The sequence below is a fragment of the Myxococcus sp. MH1 genome (genome assembly GCF_059738865.1).
In genome coordinates this window covers 1,763,878-1,788,517 of sequence record NZ_AP026947.1, presented here as the reverse complement: position 1 = coordinate 1,788,517, position 24,640 = coordinate 1,763,878, and the positions used below count along the sequence as shown (strand labels likewise).

Here is a 24,640-nt window from a genome sequence, read left to right as displayed (position 1 = left end):
TCCTTGGATTTGGATGCGGAGCGGCACGCCACATTTCCAGTCGGCCGGCAACGCGAGACACGAGTCGTGGAGCACGCGCCCCACATGGGGTGGAGTGCCCCCCACACCTGTCGCACCACGCCTCGTGAATGGCCCTGGAGTGTGCGTTGACAGGTCCATACGCGCATCGCTTAACCTGTTGATGATGCGACGCTTCCTCCTCTGCATGGTCGTCGCCCAGCTCCTCGGCATCGGTACGTTGTTGCACCCGAGCGACGCATGGGCCCAGGGCCGCGGCCGTTCCGCGAAAACAGCGAAGGCCAAGAAGGCGGCGGGCAAGAAGTCCGGCCCCAAGGCTCCGCCCAAGATCGAGACCAAGGGCGCGCCGGTGACGGACCCGGTGACGGGCGAGCCGGACGCCACCGCGTCCGCGGCGCCGCCGCAGCGCGGGCCCTCGCGCATCGACTTCGATGACCGGCTCATCCAGGGTCAGACGAACAAGTCGGGCGCGGTGTATCTGTATGACCGCAAGGAATTGAAGACCCGGTCGATGATCCGCGAGCGCGACAGCTTCCGCGCCGAAACGCTCGCCACCGTGTACGACCAGTAGGGCAGTACCGCCCACCCGCCCTTGAAGGGAGCGTCACCGTTGAGCGGCCAGCCCAGCGTCCTGCAAGTCGTCATCCTCCGCGACGGACTCCTCGTTGGGACGGAAGTGTTCGTCCCCGGCACGTATGCGCTCGGGTCGGACCCGACGTCGGACCTGCGCCTGGATGACCCGGCCGTGGAGCCGCGTCACGCACTGCTCTACTTCCAGAACGGTCGCGCGGCCATCCAGGACGCGGGCACCGCCACGGGCCTGTTCGTCAACGGCCACCGCGTCACCGCGTGTGAGATCCGCTCGGTGGACGAGGTGCTCTGCGGTCCCTTCGTCCTCAAGACGCGCGTGCTCGCGCAGCGCCCCCAGGAGGTGAAGCCCCAGCCGCCGCCGGAGGTCGCCGCGCTGTTCGGCGCGCCGCAGCCCGCCCCGCCCCAGCCGCCCGCGCCGCAGGCCGCGCCCGTGCGCCAGCTGCGCCCCGTGCAGGCGGCGCCGACGCAGCCGCTCGCCACCACCGTCCCCGCGGTGCGCGCGGTGCCGCAGCAGACCGCGCCCTCCGCCGCGACGCAGGCCATCTATCCGCAGCACGCGGCCCAGCCCGCGGTGGTGCCCATGCCGGCGCCCGTCGCGCCGCAGGCGTCCGTCCACGGCGCGGTCGCGCACGCCGCCCCGCCCGCGCAGCCCATCCCCCTGCACGCGCCGGTGCCCGCGGGCACCGTCCCGTCCGTGCGCCGCCGCGCGACCCAGGAGCCCGCCCCCGCCGCCGCCGCGCCCGTCAACACCGGCATGCTGCTGGCGGACGACCTGCTCGCGGACGTGGCGCTGGACCCGCTCCCCGTCGCGCAGGGCCCGCTGCTCCAGGAGCCGCGCGTCACCGCCTCCCGGCCCACGCACGCGCCGCGCATCGACCCGGGCAAGGGCGCCTCCCAGCTCTACCTGGAGCTGTACTGGGGCACCGTGCGCCGCGACGCGCGCCGCTTCGCGCCGGACAGGAAGAAGCCCGTGGTGGCCTCGCTCGAGCTGCCGGAGGCGATGCCGCTGTGGGGCTTCACGCTGCCGGAGACCGGCGCGCCCTTCACGCTGGCCGAGTCCATCAGCGGCTCCTTCCGCCTCTTCGTGCCCCCGGGCACCGAGGTCGAGAAGAGCGGCTCCGACGGCCGCTTCACGCCCGTCACCGGTGCCTCGCTCGAGTCCGACGGCAGCCGCCGCTTCATCACGCTGCGCGAGGGCGTGGGCGCGCGGCTGACGCAGGGGCAGATGTCGCTCGTCGCCTACGCGGCGCCCGTGCCCGCGCGCGTGTTCGTCAACCCGCTGCGCGGCCTGCCGTGGCTGGCGATGACGTGCTTCGCGCTGTTCGCGTCGGGCCTGGGCGCGTTCATCGCGCTCAAGCCGCCCACGCCGGAGACGGCGGACTTCACGCAGAAGAACCTGCCGCCCGTGGCGCTGCGCCTCATCGCCCCCGAGCCCAAGAAGAAGGAGGAGGCGAAGAAGAAGCTGGAGGCGCTCAAGGAGAAGGCCAAGCCGGTGAAGAAGGAGGAGGCGAAGGTGGCGGAGAAGGCGCCGCCCAAGCCGGTGGAGAAGACGCCGCCGCCTCCCCAGCCCGCCAAGGCCGTGGCCGCCGCGCCGCCGGAGAACAAGGCGCTCAAGGCGCTCGCGAAGCTGTCGGCCGCGGGCCCCGCCACCAACGACCTGCTGGCCGCGGTGGACAAGCTGGGCAGCGGGCCGGGCAGCAAGAACGTGAAGAACTCCAACTACAAGCTGTCGGGCCTCATCGGGAAGGCGCCCATCGCCAACGCGGGCCTGGGCACCTTCGGCCTGGGCGGCGGCGGCAAGGGCGGCGGCGCCACGCTGGGCGCGGAGCTGTTGCGCGGCAAGGGCGGCGGCGGCATCGGCGCCCTGGGCGCGGGCTCGGTGGGCAAGGGCAAGGTGGGAGGCACCGTCACGCGCGCCACCGCGCGCAGCATCGCCTCCACGCAGGGCACGGTGGACCGCGAGGCCGTGGCGCGCGTCATCAACAGCCACCTGAACGAGGTGCACGGCTGCTACGAGCGCGCGCTGCTCAAGGACCCGGGCCTGGCCGGCAAGGTGGTGCTCGAGTGGACCATCGGCGCCAACGGCCGCGTGGCCGCGGCGAAGACCAAGTCCTCCACGCTGCGCAACGCCTCCGTCGAGGCGTGCATCCTCTCCAACCTGAAGACCTGGACCTTCCCCGCCCCCAAGGGCGGCGTGGTCATCATCACCTACCCGTTCCTCTTCAACTCCGTCGGCTACTGACGCGAGGGGGACCACCCCCTCCCCCCGCGTTCCGTTCCGCTCATCCGCCAGGAAGCCCCCACCGTGCGATACGCCCTGCTCATCCTCTTGTTCCTGGCGCCCGGCCTTGCCCGCGCGCAGGCCGAGGCGCTCGAGAACCCCGGCTCCGTCTCCGCCATCCAGGAGCGGCAGTACCGGATGCACCACGAGCTGTACCTCGGCGTCGGCGTGCTGCCGGCGGACGCCTTCTACAAGGGCCTCACCGGGAGCGTCTCGTACACGTACCACTTCAGCGACACGTTCGCGTGGCAGGTGGGCCGGGGCACGTACAGCTACAACATCCAGACGTCGCTGCGCCGCCAGCTGGAGCGCGACTTCGACGTGGCCCCCACCGCGTCCGCGTTCGAGGACCAGGTGCAGTGGATGGTGGGCTCCGACCTGGTGTGGAGCCCGCTGTACGGCAAGACGGCGGTGCTCAACAGCTCCGTGCTGCACTTCGAGGCGTTCCTGCTCGGCGGCGGCACGGTGGTCAAGATTGACCGGCAGGACGGCTTCCGCCCCGCCGTCAACCTGGGCCTGGGCGTGCGCATGTTCTCCGGCAAGACGGTGTCGTTCCGGTTGGACGTGTCCAACAACGTCGTCTTCGCCGGCGCCTCGCGCATCATCAACGTCCCGGTCGTCCAGCTCGGAACCGCGTTCAACTTCGGCGCCACGGAATGACTTCCCGCTCACTCATCGCCGCGCTCGCCAGCGCCGCGCTCGTCGTGTCTCCAGCGGCCGCCCGCGCCCAGTCCGGCGCCGGCGCGCTGCCCATGCCACCCCCCCCGGGGAACGCGAAGCCCGCGTCCGCCCCCGCCACGCCGCCCGCGTCCGGCGCGCCCGCCGCCAAGCCCGCGGAGGGCAGCGCCGCGCCAGGAACGCCCGCCGCCGCGCCCGGGGCCGACAAGAAGCCCGAGGGCGACAAGAAGGCCGAGGCCCCACCGGCGTCGCTGCCGCAGAAGGTGGACCCGGCCACGTTCGACCGCGCGCTGCAGGACTACTTCGACGGCAAGCCGCGCGACGCCGCCGGCCCCCTGTACGCCTGGCTCGAGGCCGCGCCCAAGACGGACGACAACTACGCCTGGGGCCAGTACTTCCTGGCCAGGAGCCTCATCGACCTGGGGCTCACGCACGCGGGCGCGTCGTACCTGGCGCGCATCGCGCGCGAGCGCTCCAACCCCAACGTCATCCCGCGCGCGCTCGACGCCCTCAAGGCGCTGACGGACCAGCCGCACGATGACGTGATGATCGACGAGCAGGTGTTCGGCGCGCTGGACCTGGGCTTCCTGCCCGAGGACACGGGCGCGTACGCGCACTACCAGCAGGGCCTGGTGGACCTGCGCGTGGGCAACGAGCGCTGGGCCAACACGCACTTCGCCAAGCTGTCGGAGACGAGCGCGGAGGCGAGCCACGCGAAGTTCGCGCTGCTCGTCACCCGGCTCAAGCAGGTGAAGGAGCCGTCCGAGGAGCTCATCTCGGACTTCCTCACGCTGTCCAAGGACGAGAAGCTCACCCGCTCGGCGCGCAACGAGGCGGCGCTCGCGGTGGCCCGCCTGCGCTACGAGCGCCAGGACTACACGGGCGCGCTGGAGGCCTACAACCTGGTGAAGCTGCCCCAGCTGGACCCGGGCCGCGCCAGCCTCTACCTGGAGGAGGCGTGGACCCGCTACAAGCTGGGCGAGCCGCGCGCGTCGCTGGGCATCCTCACCACGCTGGACGCGCCGTCCTTCCGCGACGAGTTCCTGCCGGACAAGTACCTCTTGCGCGCGCTCATCTACCGCGACCTGTGCCACTACCTGCCCGCCAAGCGCGCCGCCAAGGAGCTCACGCGCCGCTTCGCGGACTCGCTGGAGGCGGTGCGCAACCGCGATGACCTGACGCAGGACATCCGCCTGCGCCGCGCGGCCAACTCGCACGGCGGCACGAAGCGCGCCTCTCGCTTCGTGGAGACGCTGGATTTGGAGGGCGAGCGCCTGGGCCGCTACGCCGGCAGCTTCGGCGACCGGCTCTTCACCCACCTGACGAAGCTCTATGACCTGTCCCGCGCGGAGGCCGTGCGGGTGTACGACGCGCGGCTGGCCAAGGCGGTGCGGCAGGAGGCGGACACGCTCTTGCGCGCGGCCGAGCAGGTGCGGCTGATGGAATACGAAGTGGGACTGAAGCTGTACGAGCGCGTGAAGAAGGGCTCCAAGCTGGTGGTGCCGGTGGATGAGCCCCTGTTGACGCCCGACAGCGTCGCCTTCCGCTTCGACGGCGAGTACTGGAACGACGAGCTCAAGTCGTACCGGGTCAGCATCGAGAGCCGCTGCATCGAGGAGACCCCATGACCGGCCAGCTTACCGGCCTGATTGCCGCCGCCCTGCTGGCGGCCGCCCCTGGAAGCCCGGGCCGCAACGCCGCGGGCTTCAACCCCATCGTGTCCAAGGCGAAGGAGCGCGACGAGCTCATCGCCAAGCTCAAGCGCGACATCTTCAAGGTGGACCGCGCCATCGGCGAGACGGAGAAGCTCATCTCCAAGAGCCGCAACGCGCCGTACCTGCCGGACCTCCAGTTCCGGCTGGCCGAGCTCTACGTGGAGAAGAGCCGCTACGTGTACTACCTGCAGGCCGAGTCCCGGCCCGAGGGAGCCACGGGCGCCATCGTCTCTCCCGAGACGCGGCTGATGAAGCAGAAGGCGGTGCAGATGTACTACCGCCTGCTGCGCGAGTACCCGGACTTCAAGGACGGCGACCAGGTGACGTTCTACCTGGCGCACGAGCAGCGCGAGCTCGGCCAGTTCGACGAGATGCTCAAGACGCTGGGCGATTTGACGCGCAAGTTCCCCAACAGCCCGCTCAGGCTGGAGGCGGAGCAGATTCTCGGCGACCACTTCTTCGACAAGGCCGACCTGGTCGAAGCGGAGAAGCACTACCAGGCCATCCTCGAGGCGCCGCCCTCCCCTGTTCACGACCTGGCCCGCTACAAGATGGGCTGGATTCGCGTGAACCAGGCCAAGCACGCGGAGGCGGTGACGTTCTTCGAGGCCGCGGCCGCGAGCGCGCCCCTGCCGGGCGTGGACGTGAAGAAGGCGCTCAACGTCAAGCGCGAGGCGCTGCTGGACCTGGTCTACAGCTACACCGAGGCGAAGCCGCCCAAGGGCGCGCTCAACTACTTCGAAAAGCTCAGCGACAGCCGGGCCACGTACGCGCTCGCGCTGGACAAGCTGGGCAACCGCTACTTCATCAAGCAGCAGTACGAGTGGGCCATCCCCGCGCTGCGCAAGCTGATGGAGATCCAGCACGACCCGGAGATGGACCTGGAGCGGAGCCAGAAGCTCTACGACGCGCTCAAGGCGTCCAAGGGCAAGGTGCTGCCGGAGCCGGAGGACCTGCGCGTGCTGGTGCGCGCGGCGGTGCAGAGCAAGACGGACCCGGAGCTGGTGGAGGTCGAGCGCAAGAAGCAGCTCGCGGAGCTGGAGGAGATGGGCCGCGACCTGGCCACCCAGCTGCACCTGGCGGCGCAGAAGAAGGAGGAGAAGGAGCTCTACCTGAGCACCGCCGAGGCGTACGAGGCGTACCTGAGCCTCTTCCGTCCCGAGCAGTACGTGCGGCCGATGATGAAGAACCGCGCGGAGGCGCTCTTCTCCGCCAAGGCCTTCCCGGAGGCGGCGCGCCAGTTCGAGGAGCTGGCCCGCTACGAGGCCAAGGCCAAGGACGTGAAGGGCGAGGAGGACGCCATCTACGCGGCGCTGCTCGCGCACTTCTCCACGCTCAAGCCGGAGGAGGCGCTCAAGCGCAACGCGTATGAGGTGGCGGACGCGCGCCAGGCCATGAAGCTGCTCGGCGCGGAGTACGTGTCGCGCTACCCCAAGAGCCCCAACGCCCTGGACGTGAAGTTCAACATCGCGCGCGCCTTCTACGAGGACGGCGACTACCCCAAGGCCGCGGAGCTGTTCACCGCCTTCGCCCTCTCCCACCCGCAGCACAAGGAGTCCACCGTCGCCGGCAACCTGGCGCTGGACAGCCTGCGGCAGGTCAACGACTTCAAGGGCCTGGACGAGACGGGCAAGAAGTTCCTCGGCGCGCCCTTGCCGGGCAACTTCCGCGCGGAGGTGCAGAAGATCCTCACGCAGAGCCGCGCCGAGGCGCTTGACGAGCTGGCCTTGCAGAGCGCCCAGGAGACGGGCGACGTCATCCAGGGCCTCGTGAAGGTGGCCGACGAGAACAAGAACAGCGACATCGGCGAGAAGGCCCTGTACGGCGCCTTCACGGCGGCGCGCGAGAAGAGGGACCTGCAGGCCGAGCGCGAGCTGGGCTCCAAGCTGTCGCAGGACTACCCCAAGAGCCAGTACCTGTCGGACGTGCTCCTGACGCTCGGCCGTCACGCGGCGGAGGCGGCGGCGTTCGGCGAGGCGGCCAGCTGGTTCGAGCAGGTGGGCCAGAAGCTGGGCTCGGACGTGGCCGGCGTGGACGGGTGGCTTGCGGGCGCGCGGCTGCGCATGGCGCTGGGTGAGTACAAGGAGGCCGCGCGCAACCTGGAGACGGCGGCGGAGTCCTCCGGCGCTCGCAAGGGCGACGTGCTGGTGCTGCTGGCCGAGGCGCGGCTGAAGGCGAAGGACTACTCGCGCGCGAAGCTGGCCGCGGAGGCCGCGCTGAAGCAGGACCCGAGGAGCGCGGGCGCGGCGGCGGTGCTCGCCGAGGTGCAGGCGACCACGGCGCCCACGGCGAGCGCGGACGCGCTGGTGGCCACGCTCACCACGGCGGTGCAGGGCCCCAACGGCCAGACGGAAGAGGCGGCCAAGGGCCTGTGGTACCTCGGCGAAATCCTCTACCGCGGCTACAAGGACCTGCCCTCCGACAAGGTGGAGGAGAAGGTCGCCGCGCTGCAGGGCCTGGAGGGCATCTACACGCAGGCCGCGTCGCTGGGTTATCCCGAGTGGGCGGTGGCGTCGCTGTGGCGGCTGGCGCTGGCGTACGGGCACATCGCGGACGTGGTGGAGTCCACGCCGGTGCCGGGCGGGCTGTCGGCCTCCGAGTCGCAGCAGTTCCAGGCGGCGGTGAAGGAGCAGGTCGGGCCGCTCAAGGCGCGCTCCGAGGAGGCCTTCAAGGCGTGTCTGTCCCGCGCCGAGTCGCTGGAGGTCTTCAACGCCGCGGTGGTGGGCTGCCGTGCCCGCTCCGAGCAGGCGTCGCTGCCGGTGCCGCAGCCGGGCGCGCCGATGCAGTCGGCCGCACTAGACGAGCTGCGCAAGAAGGCCGAGCGCACGCTCAGCGTGGAGGCGCTGGAGGCGCTGGGCATGGCGTACCTGGACGCGCGGCAGTTCGGCGTGGCGCAGCTGACGTTCGGCCGCGTGACGGAGTTGCAGGACACCAAGGCCTCGGCGCACTCGGCGCTGGGCTGGGCGCTGCTCAACATGGGCGACGCGATGGGCGCGCGCGAGGCCTACGCCAAGGCGATGGACTCCGACCCCACCTACGACAAGGCCCGCCTCAACCTGGCCGCGCTGCGCTGCCGCTTCGGCGACGTGGACGGGGCCCGGCGGGAGCTGGCGGTCCTCAAGGACGTGGGCTCGCTCACGGGCTCGGACGTGGACAGCGCGGGCTGGAAGGCGTGCAAGTGAGCCCGGGCATCCACGCCACGTCCATCTCCAGCGTCCGGCCCCTCCGGGGGCTGGCGCTGGCGGCCGTGCTGGTGGCCGGCCTGTGCGCGTGCGGCGACGAGGGCGGCCGGCTGGAGGGCAGCGTCTCTCCGCTGCTCGACTTGCGCTACAAGCGCGCGGAGGCGGTGCTGGCGGAGGGCGAGCTGTCCATCAACTTCGTCAAGCCCCAGGGGCCGGGCGTCAACACGCTCCTGAAGGTCAGCGCGCGCGTGGGGGACATGATTCCGGAGGGCTACACGGGCGGGTTGGACATCAACCTGGCCGAGGTCCTGGAGGGTGGCGCGCAGCGGGGCGCCATCGGCCGCAGCGTGCTGGACGAGCCGGCGCGCGTCTTCCCTCCGCTCGAGCGGGGCTCGCTGGTGGTCCAGCGGATTCCCACGGCGCAGGGCCAGCGCATCAGCGGCGAGTTCCACGTCACGTTCGTCAACGGCACCGACATCTATTCCGGCCGCACCATCTTCGGCAGCTTCGAGGCCACCGTTCCATGAAGCACTTGCTCCTGCTCACCCTTCCCCTGCTCGCCGCCGGCTGCGGCTCCAGCTACGGCATGAAGGTGCCCAACTCGTTGGTGAAGAAGCTCCCGTTCGAGGTCCGCATCGAGCTGCTCGAGGCGGAGAACGAGCTGGCGCTCGCCGTCGACAAGGTGGACGAGGCGAACAACGAAATCGACCGGGCCCGCGACAACATCCGCCGCGCCAAGGACCGCCAGGAGGCGGCCGAGGACGAGGTGGACCGCGCCACGGACGAGGTATCGCGCGAGGTGGCGAAGCTGGCCATCGAGGAGTCCGAGGCGCGCGTGGAGTACCTGCGCGCGAAGCAGCGGCTGTCGGTGGGCCTGCGGGACGTGTCGGAGCTGGCGCGCGACTGCGCCTTCGCGAAGTTCGAGCTGGCCAAGCTGACGTCGGCCCGCAAGGCGAAGGTGCAGGGCAGCGAGGAGCTGGACCCGAAGGAGTACGAGGAGCAGGTGGCCGAGTGCGAGGCGGAGGTGAAGTCGGAGAGGGCCGAGCTCGCCGAGGAAGAGAAGGAAGAGAAGGCGGCGCGTGAGGCGTGGGAGGCGAAGAAGTCCGCCCTCGCCAAGAAGACGTTCGACGCGCGCGCCAGTCCCTACGTGGAGAACCTGTGATGACGAAAGCCGGCGTCCTAGTCCTCCAGTTGCTCACCGCCCAGGCGCCTCCCCCCGACGCGGCGGCGCTCGAACGCACCGCGGCGGTGGAGAGTGCCCGGTTGCGCGCGTCCCCGGACGACGCCGACGCCCTCTACCGTCTGGGCACGGCCTTCCTCGCGCTGAACAAACCGAAGAAGGCGGTGGAGCCGCTGACGAAGCTGGTGGAGCTGGAGCCGGAGCTCGTCCCGCCGAGGCTGGCGCTGGGACGCGCGCTCAGGCTGGCGGGCGACGCGCAGAAGGCGCGCACGCTGCTGGATCAGGCCATCGCGGCCTTCCCCGAGGACGCGACGCTGCGCTCGGAGCGAGGGCTGCTGGCGCGCGTGCTGGACGAGACGGACGTGGCCATCAGCCAGTACTCGGTGGCGGTGGAGCTGGCGCCGCAGGACGCGGAGCTGCGCTTCAACCTGGGTGAGGCGCTGCAGCGCGCCAACCGCACGGACGACGCCATCGAGGCGTACCGCGAGGCGCTGAAGCTCAACGCCCAGCTCAACGTCGCGCGCATCAACCTGGGCAAGGCGCTGGCGGAGAAGGGCCTCAACGGCGAGGCGAAGGCGACCTTGCGCGAGGCCACGCGCGAGAAGCTGGGCGACGCGGAGGCGCACTACAACCTGGGCGTCATCCTGCTGCGCGAGAACGACTTCGACGGCGCCATCGGCGAGTACCAGCGCGCCATCGCGGCGGACCCGAAGCACGCGCGCGCGCAGAACAACCTGGGCGTGGCGCTCAACGAGAAGGGCGACCCGCGCAAGGCCACCGACGCGTTCATCAAGGCCATCGCGGCGGACCCGAAGTACGCGGAGGCGCACTTCAACCTGGGGCTCGCGTACTACCAGCTGGGCGACAACGTACGCGCCACCAAGGCCTTCGAGAAGGCGCTGGTGCTCGAGCCGCGTCGGGCCAGTGGCCCGTACACGCAGCTGGGCCACCTGTACCTGGAGCAGGGCAAGAAGAAGCAGGCGGTGGAGGCGTTCAAGAAGGCCATCGAGAAGAGCTCCGACGACGGCAAGAAGACGACGGAGGCGTACCAGGGCCTCGCCCGGGCGTACCTCTCGCTGGGCAAGGCGGACGAGGCGGTGGCCACGCTGAAGACGGCGGTGGAGGCGTTCCCCAAGGACGCGGCGGCGCGCGCGGGTTACGGCGAGGCGCTCAAGGCCAAGGGTGACCTGGATGGCGCCATCGCGGAGTACGAGGAGTGCGTCGCCCTGTCGCCGACGGTGGAGAACCGGCTGGCGCTGGCGGACACGTACGCGAAGAAGCGCGTGGCGGCGAAGGCGCAGCCCCTGTTCCTGGGCGTGCTGAAGGAGGACCCGAACCACCGCGCGGCGAAGCTGGGGCTGGCGGACCTGCTGATGGCGATGGGGGACTACCCTGGCGCGGAGACGTACCTGCGTCCGAAGGAGGGCGAGGAGGCCGACACGGCGGCGCTGGCGCGGCTGGGCATCGTCCACTCGCGGCGCGGGCGGCCGGAGCAGGCGGTGACGGAGCTGGAGGCGGTGGTGGCCAAGGACCCGGCGCAGATTGAAGCGCGCGCGGAGCTGGGCTTCCTGTACCTGCGTGGTGGTGATGGGGCAAAGGCGCGCAAGGTGCTGAGTGATGCGCTGGCGGTGGAGCCTCGCAACGCGCTGACGTTGTTGTACCTGGGCCATGCGCTGTACCAGCAGGGCAACACGAAGGACGCGGAGAAGTCCTTCCGGGGCTCCGCGCAGGTGGACCCGACGTTCGCCGAGCCGCACAACGCCCTGGGGCAGTTGCTTGAGGCGACCCAGCGCGTGGATGAGGCGAAGCAGGAGTATCAGACGGCGCTGAAGCTCCAGCCGAATCACGAGGATGCGCAAATCGCCCTGAAGCGACTGGGTGGTGCCGCATCCGCGAAGGCGGAGTAGTCAGCCGGCGGGTGGATGCCCGCCCTCTTCAACCCGGGGCCACGGCCCTGGCCCGGGTCCGAGTGGCGGTGATTCGCGCCGGGATGCCGAGCAGCACCGACTGACGCGAGCACCGTGTCCGCGCTGGCGCGTCCCCCCGGCCAGCGGCTTCACGCCAGCGGGCACAGCAGCGCCTCCTCCTGAGCTCACTCCGCCTGGGCGGTTGTTACGCCGGGATGCCGAGCAGCACCGCGCCCACGGACACGAGCACCGCGCCCGAGAGCTGACGGTGTCCGAGCCGTTCCCCCTGGAACGCGGCAAGCAGCAGCGCGAAGGCGATGGACGTGTTGCGCAGCGTGAGCACCACCCCTGCCCCGCTGTCACTCAACGCCGTCAGCAGCAGCGAGAAGGACAGCATGCTGATGGTTCCCCCGATGAGCACCAGCCAGGGCCGGCTCCACGCCTGTCGCAGGAGTTCCATCCAGCCGAGCTGTCGCCCGCGCTCCACCATCAACACTGGGAGCGCGATGAGCAGGCCCGTGGTGAACAGGGCGGGCGGCAGCGCGCGCTCCGCCAGCGCCAGCTTGTAGCTCAGGTGATAGCCAGCAATCGCCACCGCCGACAGCGCCGCCCACGCGACGCCCGAGGCCGCGCGTCCCTGAGGACGCGACACGTGCATCACCACCAGCCCCGCGCCCAACACCCACGCGCCCGTCAGTGACCACACGGACACGCGCTCTGCCAGCAGCAGCACCGACACCGGCCACACCAGCAACATCGCGCCACCGCGCGACACCGTGTAGGCGAGCCCCAGCGGTGCTCGGTGCAGGGCTCGCGCGAGCGCCACCAGGTAGACGCTCTCGCACGCTCCCGCGCACAGCGCCCACATCAATCCTCGCGTCGTCGGGAACGCCTCGCCCCTCATCCCGAGCGCCCACAGTCCTCCGCCCACTGTCGCCACGGTGATGACGCCCACCACCCCGGCCTCGGGGTTCGGATGCCGCTTGAGCATCGCGTTCCACGACGCGTGAAGGAACGCGGACAGCAACACCAACACCAGGGCAGCGGTCTGCAACGAGGCACCTCGGAACGACGAGGCCCCGTATCTACTCCAGCCACCCCGCTCGGGTCCTCATCTGCTCACGGCACGTCGGAGTCACTCCCCGAGAGGAACCGGGCCGGCAACACCGGCCCCGTGGGTGCGGGAGGTCGCTCGAGCCGACTCGCACGTCCGAAGGTGTACCGCGCCTCCGCGTGCGCCCCGAAGGACCCGCCTCGCGCCTGCGCGGACAACACCAGGTCCGTCTCCGGAACCACGCCGGGAGCAACCGCCACCACACAGGGCGTCACCCGAGCATGGGCCCCCGCGCTCCTCGGCAACACGAACTCCGTGGAGCCCTCGACGACACGCACACCCTCGGGGAGCACGATGCTCACCTCGATGTCCGCGTCGAAACCCGCGCGTCGCTCCACCTCGGCCACGAGTGACAGAGCACCGCCCTCGGACACCACCTCGCGCCAATCGACCCGCATCGGCGCGGGCATTCGCGACGTCAGCCCCCTCGCCGCGCCCGTGGCACTTCCCGAGTGGACATGTTCGTCCGACGAGGTCCGGGGTTCTTCCTCGCGACCGCGCGAAGAAGGTGTCCGAAAGAGCGCCTCTCGCACCTGATGACGCGCACCCGACTCGCGCACCACGGCGGTCGCCGTCGACACGCTCCCGCGAGACGAGGCCCGAGCAGGTGCCTCCACTTCGCGCGCCATCCGAGGCGTGGCACGTGAAGACACTCCACGGCCCACGGCTGCGCCCTCCTGCTGTGAGAGCGGCGGCGAAGGCTCCGGACTCCTACGCGGACGCCCTCGGGCTCGCTCCACTCCCGAGGCCACTCCCGCCGAGAGCGCTCCCACCAACGCCAGCGCCAGCACCGCACCCGCGATGCGCCGTCGAGGACTCGCGAGCCACCTCATGGGCGACCCGCGTCCACTTCCCATCATCGACACGACGAACTCCCTACGGCCCCTGGCGCGAACATGGACATGCTCCGCTCACCTGCACAGGGGCGAGTGGCTCGGATACGGATACGCCACGGCGGGCTCGGTGGCGGCGTCCATCAGCTCGCGGGGAAAGCCTCCGCACATGAGCGCATCCAGGAAGTCCGCCAGACACGGCGCGGCCTCCAGCGTCTCCGCCACATCCACGGGCGTCCCCTCCTCCATGCGCCACGTGTGCTTGCGATAGCCCCGCGCCCACGGAGCCAGGTTCATCGCCGGAGCCGCGAGCGACTCGTACAACAGCTGCCGCGACGGCGTGCTCGTGCCCAGCCGATAGAGGATGGCGGCCACCTCGTTCTCCTCGATGGGCTGGAGCAGCCCGTCCTCGGGACGAGGCCGGCTCCACGCAATCATCTCCGGTGAGCGTGTCTCCAGGTCCAGCCAGAACATCGTCCCGCCCTGGCGGTCGTAGTAGCGGGGACTGCCACGTGTGTCCGAGCTGAACCATGTGGCCCACCCCTCGCTCCACGCCTGCCCCGGAAACGTCGGCACGCCCAGGAAATGAGGCCCGCCCTCGGCCGGGCTCGTCCCATGGCTCGCCATGGCCCAGTGTCCCAGCTCGTGGAGCACCATCGCCTCGGACCACCACGCCGCATCCGAGTCCCCGGGCAGCCAGAGCTGCGCGGACCAGCGGCGCCCCACCGCCGTCACCTGCCACGGCGCGAAGCACGCCCCACAGGACCACGTCGTGCCGAAGCCCAGCCAGGCCACCAGCGGCAGCCCCGTGTCGCCATATCGCTCCCGCGTCCCGTGCCACGCCGCGCTCACCGCCTCGAACACCGCCGCGGCCCCGGAGCCCTCGGACTCCTCGATGGCGACCACGGGTGAATCGAGCAGCGCACGCGTCGGCCTCGACCAGCTCCAGATGCGCGCCGAGGAACCAGGCGTCGCGGGCACGCCCTGCGCACCCGACAGTCCCGGGTCCGCCACCGCGTACTCCACCAACCCCGTCTGCCCCTGCCCCGCCGCGTACACCACCACGGCGTCCTCCGCGCCCACCTCCCGCGCCACGCGCACGGTGAACCGCCCGGAGCCATCCGTCACGGCCAGGTCCACGAGCGCCCCGCCCTGGAACGATGCGACGAGGAAGCCCCGCGCGGACACCCACTCCGCCTCCGGCGCCCAGTCGCGGAACGACGCGTCCGGCAGTCGCCGCGCATAGCGGGCCATGCCGCTCAGCGTCCGCCCGGGAGCGCCGCAGAAGCCGCGGTTCCCTTCCGCCACACAGCCCGCGTCACACGCGGCGGATGCCCAGCGCCCATCCGCGCAGCGCTCCAGCGCGCCCGCGTCGGAGCAACGGGACGTGCCCTCCACACAGGCCGCCGCGGCCTCGCAGTGTGCGCCACCTGCCTCCACACAGGCCTCACCCATCGCGCAGTCCCGCTGCTGGAGCTGTCCATCGACACAGCGCTCCACCACGCGAGGGCCCAGACATCTCCCCTCGGGGGGAAGCGCGTCACAGGCGATGCGCATCCGGGGGCTCTCCTCGGGCAGGGCGCCGCACGCGCTCTGTCGGCACGCCTCATCGGAGGGCTCGCACGCGGAATCACAGGGCGCGCCCGCGCCGCACGCCAGCAACCCCACGCTCCACACCACCAGCGCCCACGCTCGCACCGCGGACTCGAAACCCACCAGGGGGACATCCTCCACGCCCGCCACACTGGTGACGGGTGCGCGGCAGGACAACACGCGCTCCTCCGAGGACTGCAGGAGCAGGAAGCGCGGGGGTCCCCTGCTCGCTCGCATCCGAGCGCGCACTCTGTCCATCAGGAGACAACAGCAGCTGGAACACCGCCTGCCCGGCTGCTCCACGCCCGAGGACGGGCGGTCAGCCTGGGGTCAGACAAGAACACTCCTCGCGGGGGCGGGCGCCCGGCGGTACAGCCTGGAGGGAGGCCGGGTTCGCCGCACACCCCCGCGAGAAGCAGCTTCAGACAACGACTGCCAGACTCCCGCTCACGCGGGAGGTGAGACGCGGCCCGAGGGGATGACGAAGGGACCGGGCACCTCCGGCCACTCGACGACCTGGACCTGCAGACCAAAGGTGCTCGCGATGAGGTCCGCGCGGAGCACCTGCGCGGGAGGGCCCAGCTCCACCAGCCGACCTCCCGCGATGACGGCGATGCGATGCGCGTACCGCGACGCCAGGTTCAAGTCATGGAGCACCGCGAGCACCGCGCCACCGTTGCGCGCGAAGTGCGTCGCCTCTTCCAGCACCAGGTGCTGATGCGACAAATCCAGGCTCGACGTGGGCTCGTCGAGCAACAGGTAACGGCCCCCATGCGCGGGCGCATCCCAGAGTTGCGCCAACACGCGCGCCAGCTGCACGCGCTGCCGCTCGCCGCCCGACAGCGACGTATACGGACGCGAGGACAGGTGACGGATGTCCATCACGTCCAGCGCCGCCTGCGCCACGTCCAGGTCCGCGCCGCTGTCACCGCGCATCGGATGCGGACTGCGTCCCAGCAGCGCCACCTCCAGCACGGTGAAGCCGAACCCCAGGGACGACTCCTGCGGGAGCACGCCCAGCCGCAGCGCGCGCTCGCGAGACGGCCACTTCAAGAGCGGGCGCCCATCCAGCAGCACCTCGCCCACGGTGCAGGGCAGCTCGCCCGAGAACGCGGACAGCAGCGTGGACTTGCCCGCGCCGTTGGGCCCCACCACGGCGAGCACCTCGCCGGGCACCAGCTCCAGGGACAGTGGCCCCAGCGTGCGCCCTCGGCCCCGCCACACCTCGACTCCTCGTGCCTCCAGGCTCATAGGGTCCCCTTGCTGCGCGCCAGCAGAGCGATGAAGACGGGCACCCCCAGCGCCGACGTCAGCGCGCCCACGGGCAGCTCCACCGGAGCCGCAAGGGTGCGTGTCAGCGTGTCCGCCACGACGAGCAGCGCCGCGCCCAGCAGCGCCGAGGCCCCCATCAACCGACGGTGGTCCGGCCCCATCCCGAGCCGCAGCAGCGCGGGGACCATCAGGCCCACGAAGCCGATGACGCCCGACGCCGACACCGCCGCCCCGACGCCGAGCGCTCCCGCCAGGATGAGCCTGCGCTTGAGCCGCTCCACGTCCACGCCCAGGTGCCACGCCTCGCGCTCCCCCAGCAGCAGCAGGTTGAGCGAGCGCGCCTCTCGCAACAGCAGCGCCAGCGCCACCAAGAGCGGCGCCGCGGCCGCGCCCACCACGCTCCACGAGGACCCGCTCAGGCTGCCCCACGTCCAGAAGGTGATGGTGCGCAGCTGCGCGTCGGTCGCGATGTGCGTGAGCAGGCCGATGCCCGCCCCCGCGCCCGCCGTCACCGCCACGCCCGCGAGCAGCACCCGCGTCGTCTCCGAGCGTCCTCCCCCCGTGCCCAGCCGCTGCGCGAGCAACGTCGCGCCCAGCGCGCCCATGAAGGCCATGCCCGGCACCGCCAGCAGCCTGAACGCGCCCAGCCTCGAATCGATGGACAGGTCCAGGATGATGGCCAGCACCGCGCCCAGCGCCGCGCCGCCCGAGGTGCCCAACAACCCCGGCTCCACGAGCGGGTTGCGGAACAGGGCCTGGAGCGCGGCGCCGCACGTGGCCAGCACCGCGCCCACCATCACCCCGAGCACCACGCGCGGCAGGCGGATGGACAGCAACACCGCCTCCTGCACGGCCTCCAGCCGATGCCCCGTCTCCACCCCGAGCGCTCCCAGCACGCTGCCCGCCAGCCCCAACAGCGGCACCCGCACCGAGCCCACCGAGAGCGACGTCAGCGCGGCCACCCCGAGCGCCGCGCCCAACACCCACCACGGACGTGGACGGAGACGGGCCGGATTCACCGACTCGCGCGCGGGATAGCTCGCGGGAGCCGGTGCCACGTCCGAGGCGCTCATTTCGCGTCCCGCGCCGGCAACCCCATGCCGTCCTGGATGCGCTGCACGGCCTTGCCCAGATGCGGCCCCAGACTCATGAAGTGCACGTCCTCGACGGTGGTCGCCTTCCAGCCCTTCGCCTGGGACAGCCCCGGCACGTCGCGCAGCCCTGCCTCCCCGCCAATGGCCGTCAATGTGCCATCCGGAACCAGGATGATGTCGGGCGCGGCGAGGATGACACCCTCCGCCGTGAGCGGCCGGTGCCCCGAGTACTCCGTCACCGCGTTGGCGCCCCCCGCCAGACGGATGAGCTCGTCGGTGGGCGTCTCCTTGCCCGCGACCATCAGCGCGTTGGCCCCCCGCGCGTACAGCGCGAGGATGCGCACGGGCTTGCCCTGCTTGCCCTTCGCGGCCCGCGCCGCCGCGTCCTGGAGCTGCTTCTCCAGGTCCGCCACCAGCGCCTCGCCCTGGGACTCGCGCCCCAGCTTCCTGGCGAGCACGCGGACGCGGTTGCGCGCCTCGTCCAGCGTCGGCTTGTTGGACAGGATGACGACGTCCATGCCCGCCGAGCGCAGCTGCTCGAGCACGCCCGGAGGCCCCGCCTCCTCGGACGCGAGCAGCGCCGTGGCGCCGAGCGCGACCAGGGGCTCCGATGCGAGCGCGCGCTGGTAGCCCACCTTGGGACGGCCACGCGCCACCGGCAGCGCGAGGCTGGTGTCGTCCACGCCCACCACGGCCTCGCCCATCCCCAGCGCGAACACCGTCTCGGTGACGGCGGGCCCCACCGTCACCAGCTTCACCGGCGCGCTCTTCGCGGCGACGGGGGGCGTGGCGGCCAGCGCCCCCTGCGACAGGAGCAGCGCGGCGAGCCCCAGGCTCCAGCGCTTCATGACACCACCCCGGGCGCGGGCAGCACGGCGACGAGCTCTTCCACCAGGGCCCGCCAGTCGGTGGACTCGGGCACGCCCGGCTTCCGCTTGCCGAAGATGAGCGCGATGTTCTCGCCGTCCTTGTCGAACAGCTCCAGCGACGTGACGACGCCGTCCCGCGTGGGCTTGCGGACGATCCAGGCCGAGTGGATGTGGTCGGTGCGCAGGTGCAGGTTGAAGCTGGGGTCCAGCACGTTCATCCACGGGCCCATGGCCTTCACCGTGTGCACCGGGCCGGTGTGGATCTGGATGGCGCCGGGGTTGCCCACGAACACCATGATGGCCAGCCCCGAGGCCGCCACCTTCTCCAGCACCCACGTCAGCGACGCGGACGCCACGGGCGTGACGAACTCCTTGCCCACCAGCCGCAGCGCCTGGGTGCGCGCGACCTTGAAGCGGCGCAGCAGCGGGAAGAAGTCATGCGTGTCCTGCAGCCCGCGCCAGCCCTCCACCAGGCCCGCCACGTCGATGTCCGCGTCCGGACGCGGCGCCTCGGGGGCGGTGGCCGCCTCCACGGGGACGACCTTCGTCTGCTCCGCGTGGGTGAAGTCCTCGACGATGCGCTCGAACGCGGAGACGCCCTGCTCGTCCTCCAGATAGATTTTGTGCAGGGCCATGCCGGTGGCGTCGAAGAAGTGCAGGCTGCGGCGGATGCCCTCGGGCCGCGTCTCGCGCACCGCGTAGCCGAAGCGCCAGCGCGTCAGGAACAGGCGCAGGTCGATGTTCTCGTCGAGCACCAGCGCGACCGCGCCGTTCACCTCGATGTTGCGATACAGGCCGCGCTTCTCGTGCACCGCGCTCTCGTTGCGCGTGAGCGTCATCACCTTGCCCAGCGTGTCCAGCCGGGGCAGCAGGGCATCGAGGCGCAGGTCCAACCGGACGACGTCGCCGCCCACGCCGGTGGCGAGCAGCTGGGCCTCGCTCACGCCCAACTGCTGGGCCGCGTCGCGGATGCGCATGCGCGGCTCGGCCTCGCGCAGCGCGTTCCAACGCTGGAGGAGGGCGGTGGGCTCGGAGGAGGAGGCCGTGGAGGCAGGGTTGGAAATCATGGCGGACACCTGGAAAGGGGGGAACAGGACGGCGACATCAACGCGAGGCTTCGGCGGAGATTTCTTCGGACGGCACGTCATCGACGGCCGCGCCACCCGTGGGCGCCGTCAGCTTCGACCAGCGCAGCTTCAGCATCGCGGGCGTGCCGGCGTCGTCGTAGTAGGACTCCATCTTCACCTTGACGTACGCGCCGGAGTCGGTGCGCACCACGTACACCTGCGCGCGCGGCGTCAGCTTGTGCGTGGACACGTCATAGGAGTACCAGGCGCCGTTCGCCTCGAAGACGGTGTCCGGGTCCGAGCCCTCGTCGTCCCCGTCGTCCTGGTCCACCGCGTAGCCGCTCGCGGGCGCCTGGGTCAGCCCCGCGAAGTCCTGACCGGACACCACCGCCACCTCCACTCCGCCCGTGCCGTTGACGCCGCCGCGCGAGCGGATGTGGTAGCGATTGAAGGACAGGTCCCAGAGCGCGTCCGTCTCCGGCGACACCTGCGCGCCCTCGTCCAGGTCCAGGCCAATCCAGACCGACGAGTCCGTGGCGTTCACCGTGGTGGTGATGGAGCCGTCCGCATTGCTCACGTGGCTGATGTGCGTGCCGTCCGTCGGGTCCAGGTCCTCGCCCGGCGTGGGCGCCAGGTCGTCACCGCAGGCGGCGAGCAGACCGGACAGGCACAGCGCGGCGGCGACGCGGGACGCGGAGAGGAAGGTGGGACGGGACATACGGGCTCCTGGGAAGTGGGGGTGGAAGCTCACAGCCGGACAGCGACGCCGGCCTGGAAGGAACGCGGAGGAATGGGCAGGTCCGTCGGGTTGCCCGCATCGGCCAGGTTGGAGCCGATGACGAAGAACTGGAGCGCCTCGCGCGGACGCCACGCGATGCGCGCGTCCAGGGAGAGGTACGCGTCCGAGTCGTACGGGTTGGCGACGCCGTCCCCATCCGTGTCCGGATAGAAGGGGCGCTTACCGACGAGCGCGCCGCGCACCCACGTCTCCAGGCCCCACTCGCGGTGGCGCCAGGTGACCTGCGCCGTCAGCCGGTGACGCGCCTGGCCCTCCAGCGCGCGCTCCTGCGACTGGTCGCGGCCGTCGGTGAGCGAGTACGCCAGCTCCCCCGACAGTCGCCACGGGAACTGCTGACGGAGGCCCAGCTCGCCGCCGCGCACCCGCGCGCGCGCCACGTTGACGTAGGAGAACTGCTGCTGCTCGCCGCCCTGCTCCACCGACGTCCCAATCATGTCGCGCAGCGAGTGCTGGAACGCGCTCACCCACAAGAGCGAGCGCTCCGTGGGGCGCACCTCGGTGGCGACGCTGAAGCTGCGCGAGCGCTCCGGCTTCAGGTCCGGGTTGCCGCGCACGACGTAGCCCACCGAGGGGTTCTCGAAGTCGATGAGCAGCTCCTGGAAGCCCGGCGCCCGGTAGCCCCAGCCGTAGCTGGCGCGCACGGTGAGCCACGACAGCGGGTCCACCTTCGCCGCGAGCCGGGGCGTCACCGCCGAGCCGAACTGCGTGTCCACGTCCACGCGCGCGCCGGGGACCACCACCAGCCTGGGCTCCGTCAGGAGCGTCCAGCTGTCCTGTGCGTACAGAGAGCCTCGGCCCCGCTCGCCCGTGCCCGTCTCCAGCCGGTCCGCCGTCAGCCACTCGCCCAGCGCCTCCGCGCCGACGACGAGCGCGTGCCGCTCACCCAGGCGCGCGTCCAGCTGCGTGCCCAGGCGGGCCTGCTGGTCGCGCGTCTGTTCCACCGTGTCCAGCGCGGAGGAGCGGCGCTGGTCGCGCAGGTACGTCCGCTGGAAGCGCGAGTACGAGCCCTCCACGCGCAGCGACGCGTCGTCGCTCAGCTTCCACGACGGCGCCACGCGCGAGTTGATGGACGTGTCTCGACTGGCCCGGTCGAACACCGCGCCGGTGGCGCCCAGGTCGATGCCGCGCTGGGTGCGCCGCGAGACGCCCGCGGACGCCTCCAGCGACATCGCCCCCTGGTTCTTCAGGTCGCCGCTCGCCGAGACGTCGAAGCCGTCCAGGCTGCTGCCGCTGGTGCCGACGTCGGTCGTGTCCAAATCGTAGGACGCGCGGCGCTGCAGGCCGCCGCTCAGCCGCAGACCCCAGTTCTCGCCTCGCGCCTCACCCGTGGCGTCCAGGTCCAGCCGGTCCAGCTGGCCGTATGCCAGCCGCAGCTCTCCGCCGAGCGGCCTGCGCGCGCGCCGCGTGATGAAGTTCACCACGCCGCCCACCGCGTCGCTGCCGTAGAGGACGGACGAGGGACCTTTCACGATTTCGACCTGCTCCACGTCCTCGAGGGACAGGCGCGACAGGTCCACGCTGCCGGCCACGCGGCCCGCGACGCGCTCGCCGTCCACCAGCACCAGCACGTACTCGGGTCCCAGGCCCTGCACCTGGAGCGACGCGCCCGCGAACGTCTGGTTCACCACCAGGCCCGGGTGTGCCGCGAGCAACTCCGACGCGTCGCGTGCGCCGCTGGCGACGATCTCCGCGCGGGTGATGACCTCGGTGGCCACCGGTGTCTCGCTCAGCCGCTCCTGCCTGCGCGACGCCGTCACCACCGTGCGCGCCGTGGGCACCTCGTCGAGCGACGCGTCCGCGGGCACGGGCGTCGAAGATGCCGAGGTCGTCGAGGCCCCTGGACCCGCGACGACCTCGGCCTGCTTCGACTGCTCCGCCGCATCCTCGGTGACGCCCGACGCGGAAGACTCCGACTGCGCCGGGACCTGCTCCCCGGCGGACTGAACTTCAGAAGGGACAGAGGACTTGGGCGCGGCGGCCCCGGGCTCCGACGACATCGAGCCCCACGCCATCGACGGCGCGGCACAGGCCAACACGAAGAGACACCAACTGCCGCGCATACAACGTCCTCCGGCCCGCGACCGGTCGAGACTCCCCAGCGTCCTGGAGTCCCCACGGGGCACTGGGCTCAACGGCCTCGGGCCTCAAAGTCCAAACCTGTGACACCCCGGGACGGGCGCCCCGGAACTCCCACCGCTCCACCGTGCGCGCCCTTCGCGCGCCCATCACCCGGCGGCCGCTCCAGCGGCACCACCCGCGTCCGATGACACCGCCGGCACTTGAGCTCCACGCCCTCGGGCACCCGCCTCGCCAGCAGACTTCCGCACAGACACCGCAGCTCGCCCGCCTCGCCTTCCCGCTGGCATCCGTCGCGCATCTCCACCCCGGTGTCTGAAACGCGACTGACGATATTGATACTCATTATCAAAGTCAATCTTCTCTCCCAGGTTCTGTCCCGGGGTGGACAAGTGCGGGTTCCAGGAGGACGGTGAGTGGGGATTGGCGCACCCAGGGACTGTCCGGGGCGGACACTCGTGGGGCCCGGGGCGAGCGGAGGGCTCGCGAATGGGGAGGCGGGGAGTCACTTCGCGAGCGGGGCACTGCGGAGATGGGCGCAGACGGCCTCTCGATGAGGACGCGGCCCGGGCGTCACCGCACTGGCGAGGCACCACGGAGACGGGAGATGGGCGCAGCAGCCCCTCGGCGCAGCGGAACTTCGCGCGGAGAGCGAGCGCGCCGCTGAGTCAGAAGCCAGGCGCTACCTCTCGGCTTAGTGGGGCTTCGCTCAGGCGACGGCCTCGCCCTGAGGCGGGAGCTGGGCGCGCCACTCGGGTTCAGTGGAGCTTGGGGCGAACAGCGGCCTCGCCCTGAAGCGGGAGCTGGACGTGCCCCTCGGGTTCAGTGGAGCTTGGGCCGAGCGGCGGCCTCGCGCTGGATGCGAGGCTTGGTCGTCACCATGCGGGCGATGCCGTAATAGAGCTGGTCCTCGGTGTAGACCTTGCGCACGCGCCGGTGGGTGCCGGGGACGTAGGCGGGGCCGGGACGCTCCAGCCACTGGAGCACGCGCACCTCGCCGGTGAGGGCCAGGGCGGAGAGCAGCTCCGGAGGGCACTGCTTGAGGTAGCGGCGCACCAGGGGGCGCAGCTTCCGGGAGAAGTCCTTGCCGAGCACCGCGTGCCTGCGCCCCGAGTGCAGCGTGCCGTCGAAGCGGCGCGACATGTGGAAGAGCTCGTGCATCACCGTCTCCAGTCGGGCCCGGGCGGTGGACCCCCGGAAGAACAGCGGCCGGAGGGTGATGCAGTAGAGCATCCGCCGGCCGCGGATGCGGATGACGGGCTTGCGCCGGCCCCGGCGGTCCTTGCTCTTGCCGCCCCGGAAGCACAGGGGCTTGACGGTGCCGCGGGAGGCTCGGCGCGCCTCACCCGCCACCACCAGGATGCGGCCCGCCTTCACGTGGGCGAACTCCGGCAGCTTCGTCGCGATGTCCCGGATGAGGGCGCGGACCGTCTTGTTGAAGTTGGGGCGGCGTCGGACCACGAGTGGTGGACAGTCTAGCGGAAAAGCCCTTGGGGAGGCCCTCCAGGGTGCACACAATGTCTAGCGTCATGCGCAAGACTTCGCTCGTCGTCCAGCTCGCGGCACTCGTCTGCTTGGGTCTGGGGTGCGCCTCGGCCCCCTCCCGTCCGTCGGCCTCGGCCTCGCTGACAGGCCAGCAGACCTCCGTGGAATCCCAGGGCCTCACCGAGGCCACCCTGCGCTTCGGCGCCCAGCTCGAGAGCGCCGGCCCCGGCATGGTGGAGCGGGCCGACTACGAGCTCGTCTCCGACGGGAAGGTCCTCAAGAAGGGCTCCGCCAGGCTGGAGACAGCCCTCCAGCCCGGGACCGCGACGGAGGTCTCCTTCGAGGAGAAGGCCGCCTACGTCCAGAGCCCCGAGGACCTCGCGCGCCTGAGCGCCCAGGGCGGCACGGTGCTGCTCGCCCTCCGAGGCGTATTGGTGGTGCGCTCCGGCGACTCCGAGCAGCAGGTCCCCTTCGCCGCGAGCCGCGCGGTGCGCGTGCCCCGCCTCCCCACCGTGGTGGTGGAGGAGCTGGATGGGGCGCGCTACTCGGCCGAGGAGGTGCAGCTCAACCTCCGGCTGGGTATCCGCAACCCCAACCCCTTCCCGCTGAAGCTGGATGGGCTGACGTGGCAGGTGGCGGTGGCGGGCAAGGCGCTGGACAGCGGGACGCTGGCCCAGGCCGACAGCGTGGATGCGTCCGCCACGGGTGTGTACCCGGTGGAGGTGGCGGTGACGAAGGACTCGTGGGGGCCGGAGGTGAAGTCCCTCATCTCACGGGGAATCCTGCCCTATGGGGTGACAGGAGAGCTGACGGGTCCACTGATGCGGGTGCCGTACTCGCTGACGGGCGAGGTGAAGCTGAACGTGTCCCGCTAGGATGGGCGATG

19 protein-coding genes are annotated in these 24,640 nt (G+C 71.4%); 9 read left to right on the top strand and 10 right to left on the bottom strand.

Annotation, left to right across the window (positions count from 1 at the left end; genetic code table 11):
• The first annotated feature begins 181 nt into the window (after positions 1 to 181).
• The 8 genes from AC6JA9_RS07400 to AC6JA9_RS07365 all read left to right on the top strand — a co-directional run bounded on the left by AC6JA9_RS07400 (position 182) and on the right by AC6JA9_RS07365 (position 11,552).
• A complete protein-coding gene (locus tag AC6JA9_RS07400) occupies positions 182 to 589 on the top strand; it encodes a hypothetical protein (RefSeq protein WP_223746349.1) in 408 nt (135 codons plus the stop codon).
• 39 nt (positions 590 to 628) lie between these two features.
• Positions 629 to 2,851: an AgmX/PglI C-terminal domain-containing protein gene (locus tag AC6JA9_RS07395; protein WP_497959334.1), complete on the top strand. Its 2,223-nt coding sequence runs from the start codon at positions 629 to 631 to the stop codon at positions 2,849 to 2,851.
• Between the two features lie 63 nt (positions 2,852 to 2,914).
• Positions 2,915 to 3,550 carry an outer membrane beta-barrel domain-containing protein gene (locus AC6JA9_RS07390; protein WP_046711417.1) on the top strand — a complete coding sequence of 212 codons (636 nt, stop codon included), beginning with the start codon at positions 2,915 to 2,917 and terminating at the stop codon, positions 3,548 to 3,550.
• Positions 3,547 to 5,196: a hypothetical protein gene (locus AC6JA9_RS07385; protein WP_223746347.1), complete on the top strand. Its 1,650-nt coding sequence runs from the start codon at positions 3,547 to 3,549 to the stop codon at positions 5,194 to 5,196. Before AC6JA9_RS07390 ends, AC6JA9_RS07385 begins: the two co-directional genes overlap by 4 nt.
• On the top strand, positions 5,193 to 8,465 hold the full coding sequence (locus AC6JA9_RS07380) for a tetratricopeptide repeat protein (RefSeq protein ID WP_223746346.1): 3,273 nt from the start codon (positions 5,193 to 5,195) through the stop codon (positions 8,463 to 8,465). Before AC6JA9_RS07385 ends, AC6JA9_RS07380 begins: the two co-directional genes overlap by 4 nt.
• On the top strand, positions 8,462 to 8,992 hold the full coding sequence (locus tag AC6JA9_RS07375) for a hypothetical protein (protein ID WP_408887943.1): 531 nt from the start codon (positions 8,462 to 8,464) through the stop codon (positions 8,990 to 8,992). The genes AC6JA9_RS07380 and AC6JA9_RS07375 overlap by 4 nt, the downstream gene beginning before the upstream one ends.
• Positions 8,989 to 9,627, top strand: coding sequence for a hypothetical protein (locus tag AC6JA9_RS07370; RefSeq protein ID WP_223746344.1), 639 nt, complete (start codon positions 8,989 to 8,991; stop codon positions 9,625 to 9,627). The genes AC6JA9_RS07375 and AC6JA9_RS07370 overlap by 4 nt, the downstream gene beginning before the upstream one ends.
• Positions 9,627 to 11,552 carry a tetratricopeptide repeat protein gene (locus AC6JA9_RS07365; protein WP_267697765.1) on the top strand — a complete coding sequence of 642 codons (1,926 nt, stop codon included), beginning with the start codon at positions 9,627 to 9,629 and terminating at the stop codon, positions 11,550 to 11,552. Before AC6JA9_RS07370 ends, AC6JA9_RS07365 begins: the two co-directional genes overlap by 1 nt.
• A gap of 205 nt (positions 11,553 to 11,757) precedes the next feature.
• On the opposite strand, the gene AC6JA9_RS07360 is transcribed toward AC6JA9_RS07365, so the two are convergent.
• The 10 genes from AC6JA9_RS07360 to AC6JA9_RS07315 all read right to left on the bottom strand — a co-directional run bounded on the left by AC6JA9_RS07360 (position 11,758) and on the right by AC6JA9_RS07315 (position 23,730).
• Positions 11,758 to 12,606 carry an EamA family transporter gene (locus tag AC6JA9_RS07360; RefSeq protein ID WP_223746342.1) on the bottom strand — a complete coding sequence of 283 codons (849 nt, stop codon included), beginning with the start codon at positions 12,604 to 12,606 and terminating at the stop codon, positions 11,758 to 11,760.
• A gap of 65 nt (positions 12,607 to 12,671) precedes the next feature.
• The gene (locus AC6JA9_RS07355) at positions 12,672 to 13,064 is read right to left on the bottom strand and encodes a hypothetical protein (protein ID WP_497959332.1); all 393 of its coding nucleotides are present in this window, start codon (positions 13,062 to 13,064) and stop codon (positions 12,672 to 12,674) included.
• Between the two features lie 513 nt (positions 13,065 to 13,577).
• Positions 13,578 to 15,329: a hypothetical protein gene (locus AC6JA9_RS07350; protein WP_408887945.1), complete on the bottom strand. Its 1,752-nt coding sequence runs from the start codon at positions 15,327 to 15,329 to the stop codon at positions 13,578 to 13,580.
• Between the two features lie 210 nt (positions 15,330 to 15,539).
• Positions 15,540 to 16,343: a heme ABC transporter ATP-binding protein gene (locus AC6JA9_RS07345; protein WP_141324226.1), complete on the bottom strand. Its 804-nt coding sequence runs from the start codon at positions 16,341 to 16,343 to the stop codon at positions 15,540 to 15,542.
• Entirely contained in the window at positions 16,340 to 17,437 is a 1,098-nt protein-coding gene (locus AC6JA9_RS07340) for a FecCD family ABC transporter permease (protein WP_223746338.1), read from the bottom strand. Before AC6JA9_RS07340 ends, AC6JA9_RS07345 begins: the two co-directional genes overlap by 4 nt.
• Entirely contained in the window at positions 17,434 to 18,306 is an 873-nt protein-coding gene (locus AC6JA9_RS07335; RefSeq protein WP_408887946.1) for a heme/hemin ABC transporter substrate-binding protein, read from the bottom strand. The genes AC6JA9_RS07340 and AC6JA9_RS07335 overlap by 4 nt, the downstream gene beginning before the upstream one ends.
• Positions 18,303 to 19,394, bottom strand: coding sequence for a hemin-degrading factor (locus AC6JA9_RS07330; RefSeq protein WP_408887947.1), 1,092 nt, complete (start codon positions 19,392 to 19,394; stop codon positions 18,303 to 18,305). Before AC6JA9_RS07330 ends, AC6JA9_RS07335 begins: the two co-directional genes overlap by 4 nt.
• A 37-nt stretch (positions 19,395 to 19,431) precedes the next feature.
• Positions 19,432 to 20,112, bottom strand: coding sequence for an HmuY family protein (locus AC6JA9_RS07325; RefSeq protein WP_408887948.1), 681 nt, complete (start codon positions 20,110 to 20,112; stop codon positions 19,432 to 19,434).
• 29 nt (positions 20,113 to 20,141) lie between these two features.
• A complete protein-coding gene (locus AC6JA9_RS07320; protein ID WP_497959331.1) occupies positions 20,142 to 22,253 on the bottom strand; it encodes a TonB-dependent receptor plug domain-containing protein in 2,112 nt (703 codons plus the stop codon).
• An 838-nt stretch (positions 22,254 to 23,091) separates the two neighbouring features.
• Entirely contained in the window at positions 23,092 to 23,730 is a 639-nt protein-coding gene (locus AC6JA9_RS07315; RefSeq protein WP_497959330.1) for a hypothetical protein, read from the bottom strand.
• Between the two features lie 56 nt (positions 23,731 to 23,786).
• On the opposite strand from AC6JA9_RS07315, the gene AC6JA9_RS07310 reads away from it, so the two are divergent.
• Positions 23,787 to 24,629, top strand: coding sequence for an LEA/WHy family protein (locus AC6JA9_RS07310; RefSeq protein WP_223784806.1), 843 nt, complete (start codon positions 23,787 to 23,789; stop codon positions 24,627 to 24,629).
• Positions 24,630 to 24,640 lie beyond the last annotated feature (11 nt).

Bases quoted from the DNA above. Each gene is read 5' to 3' on its own strand.
- AC6JA9_RS07345 (WP_141324226.1), bottom strand. From the start codon at position 16,343: ATGAGCCTGGAGGCACGAGGAGTCGAGGTGTGGCGGGGCCGAGGGCGC.
- AC6JA9_RS07385 (WP_223746347.1), top strand. From the start codon at position 3,547: ATGACTTCCCGCTCACTCATCGCCGCGCTCGCCAGCGCCGCGCTCGTC.
- AC6JA9_RS07370 (WP_223746344.1), top strand. From the start codon at position 8,989: ATGAAGCACTTGCTCCTGCTCACCCTTCCCCTGCTCGCCGCCGGCTGC.
- AC6JA9_RS07400 (WP_223746349.1), top strand. From the start codon at position 182: ATGATGCGACGCTTCCTCCTCTGCATGGTCGTCGCCCAGCTCCTCGGC.
- AC6JA9_RS07320 (WP_497959331.1), bottom strand. From the start codon at position 22,253: ATGCGCGGCAGTTGGTGTCTCTTCGTGTTGGCCTGTGCCGCGCCGTCG.
- AC6JA9_RS07310 (WP_223784806.1), top strand. From the start codon at position 23,787: ATGTCTAGCGTCATGCGCAAGACTTCGCTCGTCGTCCAGCTCGCGGCA.
- AC6JA9_RS07325 (WP_408887948.1), bottom strand. From the start codon at position 20,112: ATGTCCCGTCCCACCTTCCTCTCCGCGTCCCGCGTCGCCGCCGCGCTG.
- AC6JA9_RS07380 (WP_223746346.1), top strand. From the start codon at position 5,193: ATGACCGGCCAGCTTACCGGCCTGATTGCCGCCGCCCTGCTGGCGGCC.
- AC6JA9_RS07340 (WP_223746338.1), bottom strand. From the start codon at position 17,437: ATGAGCGCCTCGGACGTGGCACCGGCTCCCGCGAGCTATCCCGCGCGC.
- AC6JA9_RS07330 (WP_408887947.1), bottom strand. From the start codon at position 19,394: ATGATTTCCAACCCTGCCTCCACGGCCTCCTCCTCCGAGCCCACCGCC.
- AC6JA9_RS07335 (WP_408887946.1), bottom strand. From the start codon at position 18,306: ATGAAGCGCTGGAGCCTGGGGCTCGCCGCGCTGCTCCTGTCGCAGGGG.
- AC6JA9_RS07355 (WP_497959332.1), bottom strand. From the start codon at position 13,064: ATGCGGGTCGATTGGCGCGAGGTGGTGTCCGAGGGCGGTGCTCTGTCA.
- AC6JA9_RS07365 (WP_267697765.1), top strand. From the start codon at position 9,627: ATGACGAAAGCCGGCGTCCTAGTCCTCCAGTTGCTCACCGCCCAGGCG.
- AC6JA9_RS07350 (WP_408887945.1), bottom strand. From the start codon at position 15,329: ATGCGAGCGAGCAGGGGACCCCCGCGCTTCCTGCTCCTGCAGTCCTCG.